The following is a 16,065-nucleotide window of genomic DNA, read 5'->3' on the forward strand; positions in this document are numbered from 1 at the left end:
GTGTGCGGCGTCGGCGGATGCGTGTCACGGAACGCCGGGTGCGCGGATCAGGGCGTCGGTCAGCGCGGCGCCAGCATTGAGGTTCTGGTAGGCCCCCAGCGTGTCGACCCCGACGTCGATGCGGGTGACAGTGCGGATGTCCTGGCCGTCGAGGGTGTTCTGGATGACCAGCCCACCGCCGGCCTGGACGGGATCGAAGCGGTTGCCCTCGCCGATCTGCACGACCAGGCCACGGTTGAAGTCGGCCAGCGCCTGCGCCTGCTCGGGGGTGATGCGGGCCACGTCAGGCACCTGCACCGCGATGCGCGCGGTCAGTTCGCCGTTGACCAGGACGACGCGCTCGATGCCGAAGGACAGCATCATGCCGGACGGCATCTGGAAGCCGCCGCGCATCTGCGCCAGCCGGCCGGGATCCACCGGCTGCCATTCGCTGCCCAAGTCGCCGCCCTGCCCGCATGCACCCGCGGGCGCGAGCAGGACGATGGCCAGCAGGACGGCGCGCGCCATCGGGTGTCGGTGCGCATGCATGTCAGATGTCTCCCGGTCCGCGCCGCGGCACGGTGATGTTGCGCAGACCATCGCGCTGGATTCCCATGTCGAGCGGCGCCGGAGGTGCGGTCTTCCAGTCGCTGGCCTGGTTGAAGCGGGCGTGTTCGCGTCGGTTGTGCACCACGAACATCACCCGGTTGTCCCACAGCGCTTCGAACCGCGAGCGCGGCATCGCGCGCGTGCCGCGGGCCGGGTCGCCCAGCAGCACGCGGCCGTTGCGCAGGCCCTTGACGACGACGAAGTGGCGATAGCCGCGGTCGTTGAGCAGCACGATCGCCGGCACGTTCTCTTCCTGCAGCTTGTCCAGCGGCAACTCGAAGCCGTCGGCCTCGTAGCCCTTGGAGCGCAGGTAGCGCCGCATGTCCAGCAGCGAGAACCCTTCCTTGCGGATGCGCGCCTGGTCGCCGTTGTTGTACATCTGCACGAACACGTCCACCTCGCTGACCGGATGGCCGTACTGGTGCGTCAGCAGCGTCGCCGTGGCCGCGGAGCCGCAGCTGAAGTCGTATTGCTGCGGCAGCGTGGTCTTGAAGCGCGCTTCCTTCAGGCTGGTCAGGCGGACGCTGTAGGCGCCACCGGGCACGCGCAGGTCGCTGGTCGCGGCCGACGCGCCTCCCAGGCAGAAGAACGCGCAGGCCAGCGCGGCATGCGCCAGCCAGTGCGTACTCCGCAGGCGGCGTTTCATTGCGGCACGGCCCCGAAATCGACGGTCACGATCATCGCGTTCTGGATCAGCACGTTGCTGCCGGTGTTCTGGATGACGGTGTTGATCCCGCTGGCGTTGCGGAAGGCGCCGTCGGCGATGCTGTTGGAGCCGCTGGTGATGTGGTGCGCCGTGTTGTCCTCGACCGCACCATCGACGTCGATCAGGTTGTCCACCACGCGGTTGTCGCCGCCGCGCAGGACGGAAAGGCGCTCGATGGCGATCGCCCGCCCGAGTTCGCTGATGGCGATGTCCGGCAGTTGCGCGCCGACGTTCGCGGCGTCGGACACCGCTGCGGTATCGATGCGAGGTGCGACGTCGTCGGTGGCCCACGCGCCGACGGCGACGAAGAAACATCCCCCGGCCACTATGCGCAGCCAGGTCTGTTGGTGCGTATGCATGGTCATGGCTCCCTTGCCATGCGCCCGCCGCGCGACCGTGCGGTGTCCTGCACCAGGCACGACACCGTCGCCCACGCGGGATGTCCCGGCCAAGGCGGCCGGGACATCGACGGAGCGCTTACGGACCGACGGTCAGGTTGGCCTGGACGGTGATGCCCTGCTGGATCAGCGAGGCCATGCCGCTGTTCTGCGCGGCCACCATGATGCCGGCGGCCGACTGGCCGACGCTGGTCATGTTGTTCGACATGTCGAACGCGCCCGCATCGACCGCGACCGAACCGCCTGCACCGCCTGCACCACCGGTCGCGCCGTTGCCGACGCCGCCGTTGCCGTCGCCGCCCGTGCCGTCGCCGCCATTGCCGACGCCGCCCGCCCCGCCGGTCGCACCGACCGCCCCGCTGGCGCCGTTGCCGGCGGTGGCATCGCCATTGCTGGCGCTGGACGAGGCGCTGCCGTTGGTGGCGTCGCCGTTGCTGGCATCGCCGCCATCGCCGCCATGCCCCGCGGTCGCGGTCACCGTGCCGCCTGCACCGCCGGTACCGGAGCCCGCGCCACCGCTGGCGGTCGCGTCGCCACCCGTGCCGGAACCGGCACCGCCCGTCCCCATGCCGTCGCCGCCGGTGCCGGTCGCGTCGCCGGACGTGCCTGCGCCGGCCGTGGCGGTGCTTGCGCCACCCGTGGATGTCGCGGCACCCGACGTGCCCGCTCCACCGGTGGCGGTGCCATCGCCGCTCGTGCCGTCGCCGGCGCCGCGCTCACGCACATTGCCGCTGCCTGCACCGGCATCGCCGCCGGACGCGCCTGCGATCGCGCCGGTGTCGCCACTGGCACTGCCGGCGTCGCCACCGGAGGCGCCGGTCGCGCCGCCGCCGTCGCCGCCCCAGCCACCGGCATCGCCGCCGCGGCCACGGCCGTTGCCGGCCGTCGCGTCGCCGTCGCCGCCCCAGCCCGCACCGTCACCGCCGTTGGCGCCGCCGGCATCGTTGGCATTGCCGCCCCGGCCGCCGTTGCCCGCGGTCGCGTCGCCGATGCTGGCGCTGCCGTTCGACGAATCGCCTGCGGTCGCGCTGCCGTTGTTGGCGCTGCCGCCGCTGCCGCCGTTTCCGCCATTGCCGCCGTCGCCGCCGTCGCCACCGTTGCCGGTGCCGCCCGACGCGCTGCCGCCGTAGCCCTTGCCGCCGTAGCCCGCACCGCCCTCGCCGCCATCGCCACCGTTCGCATCGCCCCAGTTCTGGGCGACGTTGCCGATGTCGTGCACGGTCACGCCGGACACGGAGCCGATCAGCTTCGTTTCGGCCACGGCCTTGCTCTGGTTGAAGGAGTTGGAGAACGTCGAAGTCGCGGTGCTGCCGTTGTTCGCTGCGGTGGAGCCGTAGCCCTCCGCCGTGGCGCGTCCGCGGTTGTCGCGGTTGTCGCCGTCGTAGGAACGGTTGTCGCTGTTGTCCGAGTTGTCGGAGTTGTCAGAGTTGTCGGTATTGGTGCTGTTGTTGCTCATGTCCGCCGCGAGGTTGACGAGGATGTCATCGCCATTCCCGTTCTCGGTGTTCGTCTGTTGAGCGGAGGCCTGTCCCGTCATGCCGAGCGCCAGGAGTACTGCCGAAGCGATCAGTGTCTTGCGTGTGCACATGTTGAGTCTCCTTGTGGTCGCTCCGGAGCCCAGGGGAAGCCCCTAAAAAGCGACGCGTGTCACACTTGCACACGATTCGTTAGCATGTGCCGGCGCCCACGTTAAAAATTCATTAGCGCCACGACCGTCTGTCCGCATGCACTGCGGGACGGTCATACGGAGACATGGTGTGACCGGGCAGGCGTCCGGCCGGCGTTTTGGCAACGCGCGACTACCAGACCGCAGGCCGCATGGCGCCGGCGGCGCGCGCGCCCAGCCAGACCAGCAGCAGGCCCACTGCGAGGGTTACGGCGAGGTAGCCGGGGGCCGCACCCTGCCGCTCGCTCCGCGCGAACATCAGGCACTCGAGCATCAGCGCCGAGTACGTGGTCAGCGCGCCCAGTACGCCGACGATGAGGAACGCGCGCCAGTACAGCGCGGACGGACCACGTCCTTCCAGCCAGATGGCCAGGAAGCCGACGGCGAACGAACCGATCATGTTCACCGCGAACGTGCCCCAGGGAAATCCACTGCCGAACTGCCGCAGCAGCAGTCCGCCCAGCCAGAAGCGTGCCGCCGCTCCCAGCGCGCCCCCTGCCATCACCAGCATCAGCTGCTGCCACCACACCCAGGCCTGCACCGGCATGTGTCGTGTCCTCCCGAAAGGCTCAGTCGTCGCGACCGGCGTTGTGGCGGGCCTGCCTGCGCGCCTCGCGCAGGCGGTCGAGCTTTTCCTTCAGCTTGATCTCCAGCCCGCGCTCGACCGGCGCGTAGTACACCCGCTCCCCCATGGCATCGGGGAACGCGGTCTGGTCCAGCGCGATGCCGCCTTCCGCATCATGGTCGTACTGGTAGCCGGTACCGTAGCCGAGCGACTTCATCAGCTTGGTCGGCGCGTTGCGCAGGTGCATGGGCACGTCCTGCGTGCCGTACTCGCGCACGTCGGCCTTGGCGGCATTGAAGGCCATGTAGCCCGCGTTGGATTTCGCCGTGCTGGCCAGGTAGATCACCAGTTGCGCCAGCGCCAGATCACCCTCCGGACTGCCGAGACGTTCGTACGTGTCCCAGGCATCGATCGCCATCTGCAGGGCGCGCGGATCGGCCAGGCCGATGTCCTCCACCGCCATCCGCGTCATGCGTCGCGCGAGGTAGGCGGGATCGCAGCCGCCGTCCAGCATGCGTGCCAGCCAGTAGACCGCGCCATCGGGATTGGAGCTGCGCACCGACTTGTGCAGCGCCGAGATCTGGTCGTAGAACTGTTCGCCGCCCTTGTCGAAACGCCGCGTCCGGTCCGCCAACACCTGCGCCAGCGTCTGCGGCGTGATGCGCCCACCTTCGTCGGCGGCGAGTTCCGCGGCGATCTCCAACAGCGTCAGGCCACGACGCACGTCGCCGTCGGCGGCCGTGGAGATTTCCAGCAGCGCCTCGTCGTCGACCTCCAGCGCAGGATCGCCGAGTCCGCGCTCCGCGTCCGCCAGCGCGAGACGCAGCGCGTGCCGGATGTCCTCCGGCGACACCGCTTCCATCACGTGCACGCGGCAGCGTGACAGCAGCGCGGAGTTCAGCTCGAAGGACGGATTTTCCGTGGTGGCGCCGACGAAGATGATCGTGCCGCGTTCGATGTGCGGCAGGAACGCATCCTGCTGCGCCTTGTTGAAACGGTGCACCTCATCGACGAACAGCACGGTACGCCGACCGCCGGCGAAGCGTTGCGCCGCTTCGGCCAGCACCTGCCGCACCTCGGGAAGACCGGACAGCACGGCGGAGATCGCCTTGAACTCCGCGTCGGCATAGCGGGCAAGCAGCAGCGACAGCGTGGTCTTGCCGCAGCCGGGCGGCCCCCACAGGATCATCGAATGCACGTGCCCTGATTCGACGGCGCGACGAAGTGCGCTGCCCGGCGCCAGCAGACGCCGCTGCCCGACCATCTCGTCGAGCGTGCGCGGCCGCATGCGCTCGGCCAGCGGCCGCAGCGCGTCGGTGTCCGCGCTCAGCAGGTCAACCTGAGGTTCGAGAGGGGTGCGTGTCCTGGCCACGCGTCATTGTAACGTCGTGGCCCAACCGGTTAGTCGACGTGGTGTCAGGGACCGCCCACCACATCCACGCCCTTGGCGGGCGCATACTTGAACGTGCCGGCAGCGAAGGCGGGATTGCGCTTCCATCCGGCGAAGCTGATCTCCGTGCGCTGACCCACGGCGTCCTTGACTTCCATCTTCACCAGCGTGCCGTTGGCGAACGCCAGGCGCGCGGTCTGGAAGCTGGCATCGCCCTCCTGCCTGGGCGTCAGCGTCAGCCACTGCACGCCCCCCTGCCCCGCGGCCTCTGCGACCTTGAACTGCTGGTCGAGCTTGCCGGGATCGATCAGCGCGGCCAGTGGGCTGTTCTCTTCCTCGATGCCCTGCTCGCGCACCGTGGCCTGCTGCAGGTCAGGGTCGTAGACCCACACCTGCTTGCCGTCGGCGACGATCAACTGTTCGTAGGGCTTGTTGTACTCCCAGCGGAACAGGCGCGGCGCCGACAGCGCGACGCGGCCGTTCGAGGTCTCCTTGAGCTTGCCGCCGCCGTCGTACACCTTCTGGGTGAATTGCCCGTCCAGGCCCTTGAGGCCGGTGGTGAAGGTCTTCAGTTCATCGCGGGCACCGGCGAAAGCGCTGGTGGCGAGCAAGGCAGTGGCGAGGACGGCGTAGCGTGCGGTGCGGAGCATGGTGCGTTCCGGTTGAAGGGCGTTGGGCGGAGTGTGGCCGGGCGAAACTGAACGGGGGGTGGCGCCCGGCCGTTGTGGGAGCGACGTCAGTTGCGATGAAGCGCTACAGGACGTTGATCGCGACTGACGTCGCTCCCACGACCCGCTTTCATTGCGCTGGATCAGCGCGGCGGAGGCGGCGCCAGGACTTGGCGGTCGCCGTTGTGTTCCGGCGGACTGACCACGCCCGCCGCTTCCATCGCCTCGATCAGGCGTGCGGCGCGGTTATAGCCGATCTTCAGGCGCCGCTGCACCCCGGAGATCGAGGCGCGACGGCTTTCGGTGACGATCTTCACCGCCTCGTCGTACAGCGGATCGGATTCGTCGCCGCCACCGCCGCTGGATTCCGGCAGGCCGGTCGGGCCGACGACCGTGCCGTCGCCCATGGTCTGGATCTCTTCCAGCACGCCCTCGATGTAGTCGGCGGTGCCGCTGGCCTTGAGATGTTCGACCACCCGGTGCACTTCCTCGTCGCTGACGAAGGCGCCATGGATGCGCTCGGGCATGGCCGTGCCCGGCGGCAGGTACAGCATGTCGCCGTGGCCGAGCAGCGTTTCCGCGCCGGACTGGTCGAGGATGGTGCGGGAGTCGATCTTCGAGCTGACCTGGAACGCGATGCGCGTCGGGATGTTGGCCTTGATCAGGCCGGTGATGACATCGACCGAGGGTCGCTGCGTGGCCAGGATCAGGTGGATGCCGGCGGCACGCGCCTTCTGCGCCAGGCGGGCGATCAGTTCTTCGACCTTCTTGCCGACGATCATCATCATGTCGGCGAATTCGTCGATGAAGATGACGATGAACGGCATCGGCTCCAGCGGACGCGGTGCTTCGGCCAGGTCCGGATTCGGCTTGAACAGCGGGTCCATCAACGGCTGGCCGGCGTCCATCGCATCCTTGACCTTCTTGTTGAAGCCGGCCAGGTTGCGCACGCCCACCGCGCTCATCAGCTTGTAGCGGCGCTCCATCTCCGCCACGCACCAGCGCAGGCCGTTGGCGGCCTCCTTCATGTCGGTGACCACCGGCGCCAGCAGATGCGGGATGCCCTGGTAGACGGACAGCTCCAGCATCTTCGGGTCGATCATCAGCATGCGCAGGTCTTTCGGCGAGGCCTTGTACAGCAGGCTCAGCACCATCGCGTTGACCGCCACCGACTTGCCCGAACCGGTGGTACCGGCGACCAGCAGGTGGGGCATGCGCGCCAGGTCGGCCACCGTCGGACGGCCGGCGATGTCCTTGCCCAGCGCCAGCGTCAGCGGACTGCCGGACTTGTCGTACTCTTTCGACCGCAGCAGCTCGGAGAGGAAGATCATCTCGCGGCTGGTGTTGGGGATTTCCAGGCCGATCACCGACTTGCCGGGGATCACGTCGACCACGCGCACCGACTTCACCGACAGGCCGCGGGCGATGTCCTTGTCCAGCGAACTGATCTGGCTGACCTTGACGCCCGGGGCCGGTTCCATCTCGAAGCGCGTGATCACCGGGCCCGGATAGGCGCCGACCACCTGCGCTTCGATGCGGAAGTCCTTGAGCTTGAACTCGATCTGGCGCGACAGCGTTTCCAGGGTCTCTTCGGAATAGCCCTTGGTCTGCGGCTTGGGATCGTCCAGCAGCGACAGCGGCGGCAGGCCGGACTCGTCGCCGCCGGTGCCGTGGAACAGCGGAATCTGCTGCTCGCGCTTCGCGCGCTCGCTCTTCTCCACCACCGCCGGCGCGGGCGGCTCGATCTTCACCGGCTCGCGCTTGGCGCGCTGCACGGCATCGGTCTTGCGGACGACCTCGCGTTCCTCGCGCATCGCCCGGGTCTGCTGCCACTCGTTGGCCTGCTGGCTGCCACGGCGGAACAGGTCGGGCAGCATCAAGACGTACTTGCCGATCCGTTCCATCACCGCGAACCACGACAGGCCCGTGGCCAGCGTCACCGACGCCAGGAACAGCACCAGCAGGAACAGGTTGCCGCCCAGGCCGCCGAACAGTTTCAGCAGCGACTTGCCCACCAGCGTGCCGAGGATGCCGCCGGGCCCTGCCGAGAAATGGTCGGCGGACACGCCGCGCAGGTGCAGAAGACCGGCGGCGGAGATCAGGAAGGCGACCATGCCGACCAGCCGCAGGGCCGGTCCTAGGTCCGCGTGACCATCGCCGTCGGTATCCATGCCGAACAGGGCGATCCACGCGATCGCGCCCAGGATCAGCGGCAGCACGAACGCGACATAGCCGAACAGCCACAGCAGCATGTCCGCCAGCCACGCGCCGGCCAGTCCGCCCATGTTCTGCACCGGCGCGGTCAGGCTGCCGGACTGCGACCAGCTCGGGTCCTGCGGTGAAAAGGTGAAGAGGCTGGCGAGCAGGTACAGCAGCAGGGGCGCGATGGCGATCAGCGCGAGGTCGCGCCACAGGCGCTGCCGGCGCGGATTTGGTGGCGCTGCCTGCTTGCGTGCAGCCGCATTGCCACCCTTGGATTTGCCGTTGTCCGGGAGCTGCTTCGCCACCTTTGGACCAGACCTTAGGAAATTTCTGTTAGTGATTGATAGTAAACGAATCGTGCGTGCTGCGACAGCAGGACTTTCGGGACAACACCGATCGACGCGGAAGCCCGGATAGCAAAAACGCCGCGCAGTCGCGCAGCGTCGTCATTCGATCCGTCCGGGCTCCGGACAGCATCAGCGCTTTCCATCCGCGTGCCTTGATTCGCCGGATACGCACCGCCACTCTATGTCCCTGCGAACGGTGCGCCAAGGCATCGTCGATCGCCCGATCACCCCTTCACGCGAGTATACATGAGCACTTCGAAGCACTGCCGCCTGTTGATCCTGGGCTCAGGCCCTGCCGGCTGGACCGCGGCGGTCTACGCCGCCCGCGCCAACCTGAAGCCTGTCGTGGTCACCGGGTTGCAGCAGGGCGGACAGCTGATGACGACGACGGAAGTGGACAACTGGCCCGGCGATGCGCACGGCCTGATGGGTCCTGACCTGATGGCGCGGATGCAGGCGCATGCGGAGCGCTTCGAGACGGAGGTGATCTTCGACCACATCCACACCGCCGACCTGTCCAAGCGCCCCTTCAAGCTGATCGGCGACAGCGGCGAATACACCGCCGACGCGCTGATCATCGCCACCGGCGCCACCGCCAAGTACCTGGGCCTGCCGTCGGAAGAGGCGTTCAAGGGGCGCGGTGTGTCGGCCTGCGCGACCTGCGACGGGTTTTTCTACCGCGACCAGGACGTGGCGGTGATCGGCGGCGGCAACACCGCCGTCGAGGAAGCGCTGTACCTCTCAAACATCGCCCGTAAGGTCTACCTGGTCCATCGTCGCGACACGCTGCGCGCCGAGAAGATCATGCAGGACAAGCTGTTCGCCAAGATCCAGGCCGGCAAGATCGAGCCGGTGTGGCACCACACCGTCGACGAGGTGCTGGGCAACGACGCCGGCGTCACCGGCATCCGGGTGAAGTCGGTGCAGGACGGCAGCACGCGCGACATCGACGTGCACGGGTTCTTCGTCGCCATCGGCCATACACCGAATACCGGCCTGTTCGAGGGCCAGCTGGACATGAGCAACGGCTACCTGAAGATCCGGTCCGGGATCGAGGGCAACGCCACCGCTACTACGATTCCCGGTGTGTTCGCCGCCGGCGACGTCACCGACCAGCACTACCGCCAAGCCATCACCTCGGCCGGCTTCGGCTGCATGGCGGCCCTGGACGCGGAACGTTTCCTGGACAAGGACGGCTGATCCAGCCCCCGTTGCAGTACGTCCTCATCGACCATGAAAACGTGCAGCCGGCGGATCTCGCCGGCTTGAACGCGGACAAGGTCTGCGTCCTTGTCTTCACCGGCGCCCATCAGAAGGTGGCAATCAGCTTGATCGAGGCGGTGCAGACGCTGGGTGAACGCGGCAGGTTCATACGGATAAGTGGCAGCGGCAAGAACGCGCTGGATTTCCACATTGCCTACTATCTCGGCAAGTTGAGCGAGCGTGACCCACAAGCCAGTTACGTTCTGGTGACCGCAGACAGTGGCTACGACCCACTGATCGCTCACCTGAATGCACAAGGCATCGCGACGAAGCGGATTGCCGCTCTGAAACAGACTGCAAAAACCGGGAACTCTCCCGTCGCAGAGCCGACGCCGGCAAAGAAAGTCGTAGCCAAGAAATCGCTGGTCATCACGGTTGAACCTGAAAAGGCGACACCAGCGAAGAAGGTCGCCGCGACGGTGGGGCCCTCCGCTGTCGAAGCGACTTCCGATGCCGACAAAGTAATCAGGATGCTGGCTGGCATGCCGAACAACTTGCCCAGGAACGAAGCCAGCTTGCGCCGGATGGTCGGCACTTGGCTATCGTCGAAGGACACCAACCGGCTGGATGCGGTGGTTGCCGAACTGAAGAGGCGGACCGCCATTCTGATGTCGGGCAACAAACTGGCTTACAAGCTGCCGAAGGCATGAACCATGCGCTTTCAGGCCACGCCGGGATTGTCGAACATCCTTGACTCCGACTGGGACGCCCTGCACGACGGGCGCAATCCATTCGTGTCTCACGCTTTCCTGTGCGGAATGGAAATCCACGGCTGCCTGCGCGAAGACTGGGGCTGGAAGCCACACCACCTCACCCTGTGGGACGGAGACCGGCTGATCGCCGCCGCGCCCGGCTACCTGAAGGACAACTCGCACGGCGAGTTCGTGTTCGACCACGCCTGGGCGCATGCGTACGCGCAGCACGGGCTGGACTACTACCCGAAGTGGCTGGGCGGCGTGCCGTACTCGCCGGTCACCGGCCCGCGACTGCTCGCGCGCGAGGACCACGCGCGGCTTGCGTTGCTGGCGGCCATCGAAGCAGAGGCCTGTCGGCTCGGCCTGTCGTCGGCGCATGTCAACTTCCCGATGCCCGCCGAGGACGCCGGATTCCCCGCGTCATGGCTGCCACGCATCGACGTGCAGTACCACTGGCGGAATCCGGGGCACTGGGCGGATTTCGACGGATTCCTCGCCGACTTCGACCACAAGCACCGCAAGAACATCCGCCAGGAGCGCGCCAAGGTGCAGCGCGCCGGCGTGACCTTCCGCACCGTGCACGGCGACGAGGCCAGCGATGCGGACCTGCAGGCGATGTTCGGCTTCTACCTGCAGACCTTCCACGATTACGGCAACTCGCCGGCGCTGACCCTCGCCTTCCTGCGCCATCTTGCGAGCGCCATGCCGCGCAACCTGGTGATGTTTCTTGCCGAACGCGACGGGCGCACCATCGCGGGCGCCCTCTGCCTGCGGGGCGGCGACACGCTCTACGGCCGTTACTGGGGCGCCACGGCCCAGGTCCCCGCGCTGCACTTCGAGACCTGCTATTACCAGGGGATCGACTACTGCCTGCGCGAAGGCCTCTCCGCCTTCGAGCCCGGCGCCCAGGGCGAGCACAAGATCGCGCGTGGCTTCCTGCCGACCTTCGTGCATTCGCGGCACTGGATCGCGCATCCGGAGTTCGCCCAGGCGCTCGCCCGCTGGTGCAACGAGGAGGCGCTGGCCGTGCGCCGGTACGCCCTGACCCTGCACGCGCATTCGCCGTTCAAGCAACGCGGGGCCGATTGAGCGGGACGGATGTCCCCCTACAATGCCGGCATGCGCCAGCGGCCGTTCGTCCTGTCCACCGATCCCCACGCGCCGTTTCCGCCCGCCGGCAGCGCCATGCGCGATCCCGACGGCCTGCTCGCGATCGGCGGCGACCTGTCCGTGCCCCGCCTGCTCAACGCCTATCGGCACGGCATCTTCCCGTGGTTCTCGTCCGGCCAGCCGCCATTGTGGTGGTCGCCCGACCCGCGCATGGTGTTCCGGACCGATGGCGTGCGGCTGTCATCGCGCTTCCGTCGCCAGTTGAAGCAGAGCCCCTGGCAGGTGCGCGCCGACACCTGCTTCGACCGGGTCATCACCGCCTGTGCGCAGTCGCCGCGCCCCGGGCAGCACGGCACCTGGATCACCTCCGGCATGCGCCAGGCCTACATCGACCTGCATCGGCAGGGATACGCCCATTCCGTTGAGGTGTTCGAGGGCGACACGCTGGCCGGTGGCATCTACGGTGTCGCGGTGGGCCGGATGTTCTTCGGAGAAAGCATGTTCAGTGGCCGCTCCGGCGGCTCGAAGGTCGCCCTGGCCGCGCTGGCAAGGCGGTTGTCCGAATGGGGGTGGCCGCTGATCGATGCGCAGGTCGAGAACAGCCACCTGCATTCCCTCGGAGGCTGCCTGATGCGGCGCGCGGACTTCCTGCGGGCGGTCGCCGATCTGGTGGACCTGCCCTCCGCCGCGGGCAGCTGGACCCAGAGGTTTGGCGTGTTGCAGGCCGCCTCGCTCTCGCAACTCTCGGCCGCATAACGGAATTTTTGCACCGGAGGCGCGGCTCGCGTACAATGCCCGGCTTCATGGCACCCGCCATCCTTCGCGGCACAGCATAGGCTTACATGTCGAAAGACGATTCCATTGAATTCGAGGGCACCGTCGCCGAGACGCTGCCCAACACCATGTTCCGGGTCAAGCTGGAGAACGGGCACGAAATCATCGCCCACATTTCCGGCCGCATGCGCAAGAACTACATCCGCATCCTGACCGGCGACAAGGTGAAGGTCGAAATGACCCCTTACGACCTCACCAAGGGTCGAATCACCTATCGCATGAAGTAATCTTCATAAGTGATTGATCGAAAAGCGGCCACTGGCCGCTTTTCGCGTTCTTGGCACCTTTCCGCGCATGACCAGAGGCACCGGGCCGGTGGTCACGCCGACTTCAGGCAGATTCACGCTCGCCCCTGCGACGGCAGCATGGCCAGGCGTCCACTCCCGGGCGCAGACCCCGAAGAGAGCCGCCATGAACTCCCGTCGCCCCACCCGCCTGCTGCTTGCCCTGACCTTGGCCGGTGCGCCCATCGCCGCCTTCGCCGGAGAGGCCGTCACCGATTGCGTCGACCTGGGCGATGACCAGGAGATCGTGCGTGCCGGCGGCGGACAGCAGTTCTTCCTCCGCAACGGCAACGAGCACTACCGGGTGTCGTTCCAGCACAGCTGCGACTCCATCCTGACCACGCCGCGCGTCGACATCAGCACGCAGGGGCAGGCCAATCGCCTGTGCGCCGCCGATACGCGTGTGAAGACCAAGCGCGACACCTGCCGCGTCGCGTCCGTGGAGACGATGACGGCGGAAGAATTCGCCACCCGCAAGAAGCGCGCTTCGCGCTGAGCGGCAAGACCCGGCAGGAAAAAGGCGGCCCGAAGGCCGCCTTTTCCGTTTCAGGCATGCCGCACTCGCCAGGTCATACCGTGGCCGGCAGCAAGCGTTCCGGCTCCGCCTGCGCGTCGACCACCAGTTCGCCATCGCGTACATCGATGCTGACGCGGCCACCGTTGACCAGCTTGCCGAACAGCAGCTCGTCGGCCAAAGGGCGCTTGACCTTGTCCTGGATCAGGCGTGCCATCGGGCGGGCGCCCATCAGCGGATCGAAGCCGTGCTGGGCCAGCCAGTCGCGCGCCGCCGGCGTGGCCGACAGGCTGACGTGCTTCTCCTGCAGCAGCATCTCCAGCTCGATGACGAACTTGTCCACCACGCGCAGGATGTGGTCGAAACCCAGGCCCTGGAACTGCACGATGGCGTCCAGCCGGTTGCGGAACTCCGGCGTGAAGCTGCGGCGGATCACTTCCATCGCGTCGGTGGAGTGGTCCTGCTGGGTGAAGCCGATCGTCCGCCGCGACGCCTGGGCGGCACCGGCATTGGTGGTCATCACCAGGATGACGTTCTTGAAGTTGGCTTCGCGGCCATTGGTATCCGTCAGCACGCCGCGGTCCATGACCTGCAGCAGGATGTTGAAGATGTCCGGGTGCGCCTTCTCCACTTCGTCCAGCAGCAGCACGCAGTGCGGCGTCTTGACGATCTTCTCGGTCAACAGGCCGCCCTGGTCGAAGCCGACGTAGCCGGGCGGCGCGCCGATCAGGCGGCTGACCGAATGCGGCTCCATGTATTCGGACATGTCGAAGCGCACCAGTTCGATGCCCAGTTGCAGCGCAAGCTGCTTGGTCACCTCGGTCTTGCCCACGCCGGTGGGGCCGGCGAACAGGAAGTTGCCGATCGGCTTCTCCGGATTGGCCAGGCCGCTGCGCGCCAGCTTGATGGACGAGGCCAGCGTCTCGATGGCCGGATCCTGCCCGAAGATCACCATCTTCAGGTTGCGCTCGAGGTGCTGCAGCACGTCCTTGTCCGAGGAGGACACCTGCTTGGCCGGGATGCGCGCCATCTTGGCGACGATGGTCTCGATCTCCTCGACATCGATCAGTTCCTTGCGCGTACCTTCCGGCAGCAGACGCTGGCGGGCGCCGGCCTCGTCGATGACGTCGATGGCCTTGTCAGGCAGCAGGCGGTCGCCGATGTGCTTCACCGACAAGTCCACCGCCGCCTGCAGCGCATCGTCGGCATACGTCACGCCGTGGTGCGACTCGTACTTGGGCTTGAGGCCCTGCAGGATCTCGTAGGTCTCGCCCACGGTGGGCTCGACGATGTCGATCTTCTGGAAGCGCCGCGCCAGGGCCCGGTCCTTCTCGAAGATGCCGCGATATTCCTGGAACGTGGTCGAACCGATGCAGCGCAGTTCGCCCGACGCCAGCGCCGGCTTGATCAGGTTGGACGCATCCATGGTGCCGCCACTGGCCGAGCCCGCGCCGATGATGGTGTGGATCTCGTCGACGAACAGGATGGCGCCGGGGATCTTCTTGATCGCCGCCAGCACGCCCTTCAGGCGCTTCTCGAAATCGCCGCGGTACTTGGTACCGGCGACGAGGGCGCCGAGATCGAGCGAATAGATGACCGCGTCCAGCAGGACATCGGGCACTTCGCCTTCGACGATGCGCTTGGCCAGGCCTTCCGCCAGCGCGGTCTTGCCCACGCCGGCCTCGCCGACGTAGAGCGGATTGTTCTTGCGGCGGCGGCACAGGACCTGGATCGTCCGCTCGATCTCGTCGCCGCGACCGACCAGCGGGTCGATCCGGCCCTGGCGCGCCATGTCGTTCAGGTTGCTGGCGAACTCGGTCAGGGCATCGCCCTTGCCTTCGCCTTCTGCCCCCTCGGCCTTGCCCTCGCCCTCGGGCGGCCCGCCCGCCTCGTTCTCCTCGCCCTGCTTGGCGATGCCGTGGGACAGGTAGTTGACGATATCGAGACGGGTCACGTCCTGCTGGTTGAGGAAGTACACCGCGTGCGAGTCCTTCTCGCCGAAGATCGCCACCAGCACGTTGGCGCCGGTGACCTCCTTCTTGCCCGAGGACTGCACGTGGTAGACGGCGCGCTGCAGCACGCGCTGGAAGCCGAGGGTCGGCTGGGTATCGCGGCCGTCGTCTTCCGCCAGGCGCGACACCGAGGCCTCGATGGCCTGTTCCAGGTCGGCGCGCAGGCGGTTGGCGTCCGCGCCGGTCGCCTTCAGGACGGCCTGGGCGGACGGGTTTTCGAGCAGGGCGAGCAGCAGGTGCTCGACGGTCATGAATTCGTGCCGAGCTTCGCGGGCGCGCTTGTAGCACTGGCCGATGGTCTGCTCGAGATCTTTGCTGAACATGGTTGCCTCCGGGGCCGATGCCGACAATATGCGGCTTGGCGGGCGGTTTTCCATCACCCTACCGGATTTCAGTGTTCAGGGATCGTTGCCTTGTGCCTCGCGGCGGTGCCCCCACACCGTAATCCGGCCCGGCGTACCCGCGCCGGTCCCCATCAGGATTTTTCCATCGTGCACAGCAGGGGATGCTGGTTCATACGGGAAAACTCGTTGACCTGGGCCACCTTGGACTCCGCCACCTCGCGCGTGTACACCCCGCACACGCCGCGGCCGCGGGTATGGACGTGCAGCATCACCTGGGTGGCCTTCTCCAGGTCCATCGCGAAGAACTGCTGCAGCACGGTCACCACGAAGTCCATGGGCGTGTAGTCGTCGTTGAGCAGCAGGACCTGGTACAGCGGCGGTGGCGCGACCTCGGGCCGGCTGGTCTCCACCATCAGGCCATGGTCGCGTTCGTTTTCGTTCTTGCGGGGCATGTGCCGATTATAGGCGCCAGCCCGTGT

General features: G+C 67.3%; 16 protein-coding genes. 6 read left to right on the plus strand and 10 right to left on the minus strand.

Annotation, left to right across the window (positions count from 1 at the left end):
* Positions 1 to 24 precede the first annotated feature (24 nt).
* The 8 genes from VGN58_RS08585 to VGN58_RS08620 all read right to left on the minus strand — a co-directional run bounded on the left by VGN58_RS08585 (position 25) and on the right by VGN58_RS08620 (position 8,488).
* A complete protein-coding gene (locus VGN58_RS08585) occupies positions 25 to 507 on the minus strand; it encodes a hypothetical protein (RefSeq protein ID WP_327482837.1) in 483 nt (160 codons plus the stop codon).
* 22 nt (positions 508 to 529) lie between these two features.
* Entirely contained in the window at positions 530 to 1,234 is a 705-nt protein-coding gene (locus VGN58_RS08590) for a C39 family peptidase (protein ID WP_327482838.1), read from the minus strand.
* Complete coding sequence (locus VGN58_RS08595; RefSeq protein ID WP_327482839.1) at positions 1,231 to 1,653, minus strand: hypothetical protein; 423 nt, start codon at positions 1,651 to 1,653, stop codon at positions 1,231 to 1,233. The genes VGN58_RS08590 and VGN58_RS08595 overlap by 4 nt, the downstream gene beginning before the upstream one ends.
* Before the next feature lie 118 nt (positions 1,654 to 1,771).
* Positions 1,772 to 3,280 carry a hypothetical protein gene (locus tag VGN58_RS08600; protein ID WP_327482840.1) on the minus strand — a complete coding sequence of 503 codons (1,509 nt, stop codon included), beginning with the start codon at positions 3,278 to 3,280 and terminating at the stop codon, positions 1,772 to 1,774.
* Between the two features lie 211 nt (positions 3,281 to 3,491).
* Positions 3,492 to 3,899 carry a fluoride efflux transporter CrcB gene (gene crcB, locus VGN58_RS08605; protein ID WP_327484613.1) on the minus strand — a complete coding sequence of 136 codons (408 nt, stop codon included), beginning with the start codon at positions 3,897 to 3,899 and terminating at the stop codon, positions 3,492 to 3,494.
* Between the two features lie 28 nt (positions 3,900 to 3,927).
* A complete protein-coding gene (locus VGN58_RS08610) occupies positions 3,928 to 5,295 on the minus strand; it encodes a replication-associated recombination protein A (protein WP_327482841.1) in 1,368 nt (455 codons plus the stop codon).
* A 44-nt stretch (positions 5,296 to 5,339) separates the two neighbouring features.
* Positions 5,340 to 5,963, minus strand: coding sequence for an outer membrane lipoprotein chaperone LolA (gene lolA / locus VGN58_RS08615; protein WP_327482842.1), 624 nt, complete (start codon positions 5,961 to 5,963; stop codon positions 5,340 to 5,342).
* 161 nt (positions 5,964 to 6,124) lie between these two features.
* Entirely contained in the window at positions 6,125 to 8,488 is a 2,364-nt protein-coding gene (locus tag VGN58_RS08620) for a DNA translocase FtsK (protein ID WP_327482843.1), read from the minus strand.
* Positions 8,489 to 8,776: 288 nt separating this feature from the next.
* Here VGN58_RS08620 and trxB point away from each other — a divergent pair, with 288 nt between their 5' ends.
* From trxB to VGN58_RS08650, 6 genes are all read left to right on the plus strand, one after another.
* Positions 8,777 to 9,730, plus strand: a complete 954-nt coding sequence (gene trxB, locus VGN58_RS08625; protein ID WP_162109334.1) for a thioredoxin-disulfide reductase — start codon at positions 8,777 to 8,779, stop codon at positions 9,728 to 9,730.
* 11 nt (positions 9,731 to 9,741) lie between these two features.
* On the plus strand, positions 9,742 to 10,443 hold the full coding sequence (locus VGN58_RS08630; protein WP_327482844.1) for a PIN domain-containing protein: 702 nt from the start codon (positions 9,742 to 9,744) through the stop codon (positions 10,441 to 10,443).
* Between the two features lie 3 nt (positions 10,444 to 10,446).
* Positions 10,447 to 11,577: a GNAT family N-acetyltransferase gene (locus VGN58_RS08635; RefSeq protein ID WP_327482845.1), complete on the plus strand. Its 1,131-nt coding sequence runs from the start codon at positions 10,447 to 10,449 to the stop codon at positions 11,575 to 11,577.
* Between the two features lie 30 nt (positions 11,578 to 11,607).
* Complete coding sequence (gene aat, locus VGN58_RS08640; protein ID WP_327484614.1) at positions 11,608 to 12,354, plus strand: leucyl/phenylalanyl-tRNA--protein transferase; 747 nt, start codon at positions 11,608 to 11,610, stop codon at positions 12,352 to 12,354.
* Positions 12,355 to 12,440: 86 nt separating this feature from the next.
* Complete coding sequence (gene infA, locus VGN58_RS08645) at positions 12,441 to 12,659, plus strand: translation initiation factor IF-1 (RefSeq protein ID WP_055943174.1); 219 nt, start codon at positions 12,441 to 12,443, stop codon at positions 12,657 to 12,659.
* Positions 12,660 to 12,843: 184 nt separating this feature from the next.
* Complete coding sequence (locus VGN58_RS08650; protein WP_327482846.1) at positions 12,844 to 13,212, plus strand: hypothetical protein; 369 nt, start codon at positions 12,844 to 12,846, stop codon at positions 13,210 to 13,212.
* Between the two features lie 73 nt (positions 13,213 to 13,285).
* On the opposite strand, the gene clpA is transcribed toward VGN58_RS08650, so the two are convergent.
* Positions 13,286 to 15,565 (minus strand): ATP-dependent Clp protease ATP-binding subunit ClpA, encoded by a 2,280-nt coding sequence (clpA, locus tag VGN58_RS08655; protein ID WP_327482847.1) that lies wholly within the window; start codon positions 15,563 to 15,565, stop codon positions 13,286 to 13,288.
* Between the two features lie 152 nt (positions 15,566 to 15,717).
* Positions 15,718 to 16,038 (minus strand): ATP-dependent Clp protease adapter ClpS, encoded by a 321-nt coding sequence (clpS, locus tag VGN58_RS08660; protein WP_185896076.1) that lies wholly within the window; start codon positions 16,036 to 16,038, stop codon positions 15,718 to 15,720.
* Positions 16,039 to 16,065 lie beyond the last annotated feature (27 nt).

This window comes from Pseudoxanthomonas sp., assembly GCF_035999195.1.
Lineage (GTDB): Bacteria > Pseudomonadota > Gammaproteobacteria > Xanthomonadales > Xanthomonadaceae > Pseudoxanthomonas_A.